The 244-nt window shown below is 43.0% G+C and carries 1 protein-coding gene; it reads left to right on the forward strand.

Features of this window, described 5'->3' with window-relative positions:
• The coding region (locus AAEY83_RS17795; protein ID WP_351061328.1) for a hypothetical protein at positions 1-244 on the forward strand (244 nt) is incomplete at both ends.

Here is a 244-nt window from a genome sequence, read left to right on the forward strand (position 1 = left end):
GCATTAAGCAGTAGTATTCCGCTATCAGGGGGGGGCAGCGCTTCGAGCTTTAATTTAAAACCTGCTCCACAAGAAGGCCTAAGTGTCAGGACCGCTTATATTTTTATAGATGACCACGCAATTAATACCTACGGCGTTAACTTAATTGCAGGGCGAAACTTTACCGAAGATGAAGTGCTCGTTACAAACGAAATTACACAAAAGCGTACCAACGTCACTATAGTCACTAAAGCCTTACTTGATG

The sequence above is a fragment of the Psychrobacter sp. TB20-MNA-CIBAN-0197 genome, from assembly GCF_040309765.1.
Lineage (GTDB): Bacteria > Pseudomonadota > Gammaproteobacteria > Pseudomonadales > Moraxellaceae > Psychrobacter > Psychrobacter submarinus.